The sequence below is a fragment of the Moorena sp. SIO2C4 genome (genome assembly GCF_010672485.1).
GTDB classification, from domain to species: domain Bacteria; phylum Cyanobacteriota; class Cyanobacteriia; order Cyanobacteriales; family Coleofasciculaceae; genus Moorena; species Moorena producens.
Genome location: NZ_JAAHGN010001223.1, coordinates 1 through 2,059, shown reverse-complemented (window position 1 = coordinate 2,059; position 2,059 = coordinate 1). Strand labels below are relative to the sequence as shown.

Sequence of the window (2,059 nt, the reverse complement as noted above, 5' to 3'; positions counted from 1 at the left end):
TAATGAAACGGGCAAGATGCCCGTTCCACCAAGATGCCCGTTCCACCAAGATGCCCGTTCCACCAAGATGCCCGTTCCACCAAGATGCCCGTTCCACCAAGATGCCCGTTCCACCAAGATGCCCGTTCCACCAAGATGCCCGTTCCACCCACCAGGTCAAACAGCTTTTAGGAGATGCACCCGGCATAAGGGACAAGAGTTTCAGTTTTTTTTTCTGATTTAATAATATGTCGTTTAAATGCGCGACAGCTTAAACACTTCTGCCGTTTACCCTGTCACCGAAACGTATTGTAAGTTTTCTTTTCTCACTCTTAATACTGAATGTTTAACTGAGGCTAGTAAATAGTGGTGTATTAATCAAAAAGTTTAAATGCACCCACTATTAACTCTCTGTGTAATCAGTTTTTCCCTCAGCCTTCTTAGCGTCGCTCTAATTAAACAAAGCTTAAGTCAACAACTTATTGACATCCCCAACGAACGCAGTTCCCATAGTCAACCCACACCCAGAGGGGGTGGGTTAGGTTTTATTATTGCCTTTGCTATTGCCATCATTGCCAGCCAATTTCTTGGTCTTAACCTGATTGATTCCGGACAAAATACGCTTTGGTTCGCCCTCATTCCCTTGGTAATTATTGGCATTATCGACGATTCGCGAGGAGTTCCTGCCAGCGTTCGCTATCTAGTACAATTCTCGGTTGCTACCGTCGTGGTCGCCTCCTGTGGTGCTTTTCCCTTTCCTGGGCTAGCTCACCTAGGTATAGCAGGCGAGCTTATTGCTACTCTACTCACCATCATTGGCATGACCGCCCTGATTAATTTCTATAACTTCATGGACGGTTTAGATGGCTTAGTAGGCGGAGTAACTGCTGTACAGTTAGGATTTTTTGCCCTCTGGTTGAATCAGCCCCTTCTCTGGCTATTGGTAGCAGCTTTAGCAGGATTTCTCTATTGGAACTGGTCACCGGCCAAGATTTTTATGGGGGACGTCGGTAGTACTGTGTTAGGTGCTGTGGTGGCGATAACCCTCCTAAGTCAGAATCATAATCCGACTTCTGCTTGGTCAGCACTGGTATTGACTTTACCTCTAATCGGCGATGGGATCTATACCCTCTGTCGGCGGCTGCTGCGTGGTGAAAATATCTTCAAAGCTCACCGTAGTCATCTGTACCAGAGGCTCCAGCAATCAGGCTGCTCCCATAGTCAAGTGGCGATTACCTATATTTGCATAACTCTTCTGATGGCCTTTAGTATTGATTTCCTAGGAACCATAGGAGCTTGGAGTAGTTTAGCTGCCCTAATTGTGGCGATCGCCTGCGCAGAAACTTACCTACGGACGCGTATGCTGTCGTCTACTTAGGCGTTCCTGAATTGAAGTATGAATTTAGATTGTCTGGTTTTGAGAAAGCCCCCGTTGGTTCCCAGGGCTGTTTCATTCTCAAGAAAATAGAAGATAATCAAAGATAATTACTCTTAAGTGCCAAAAGTCAGGATATAGCTCAGATTATAGCTCATTGTATTGATCCAGCGCGGTAAAACCGCGCTGGATCGCTTTTATACATTGATATTTAGTCTTTTATTCGTAACCATAAGAAGTTTTAAACTCTAAAAATTGACGACAAAATTCGTGAATTTATATCTTGATTTTCCTCTGTGATGACCATATTTATGAGTTTTGTAGCTATGACATGCGCGGGCATTTTAAGTCGGGTTTGAGGAAACCATGCCATCCCCGTATATTGGGAACTTCTTGGTAAAAAATGAAATAGCAGTTTCGGCCAACAAAAAAAAGTAATTGCACCAGTATTACCCTTACTGCGTCCTTATCCAGTTGTCTTGTTAGGAGACCTTGGCCTTTCGGCCACGCTACGCGAACGGTGCGTAATTTCAGAGCGTGAAGCTAGCCAAGTGGCGCGAATTTCTGGGGGATAGACTTGGCATTACGTCAGAGGGGACATGCTTATAGCAATCCTATCTGATTCGTGAAAGAAATGGGCTGCTTTAAGGCAGAAGGCAGAAGGAACCCACCCCTAACTCCTCCCAGGAGGGGAATGGCAGAAGA

At 45.2% G+C, this 2,059-nt stretch carries 1 protein-coding gene; it reads left to right on the top strand.

Annotated elements, in window-relative coordinates; genetic code table 11:
- The first annotated feature begins 370 nt into the window (after positions 1-370).
- Complete coding sequence (locus tag F6K20_RS35870) at positions 371-1,357, top strand: MraY family glycosyltransferase (RefSeq protein WP_287267483.1); 987 nt, start codon at positions 371-373, stop codon at positions 1,355-1,357.
- Positions 1,358-2,059 lie beyond the last annotated feature (702 nt).

Bases quoted from the DNA above. Each gene is read 5' to 3' on its own strand.
- F6K20_RS35870 (WP_287267483.1), top strand. From the start codon at position 371: ATGCACCCACTATTAACTCTCTGTGTAATCAGTTTTTCCCTCAGCCTT.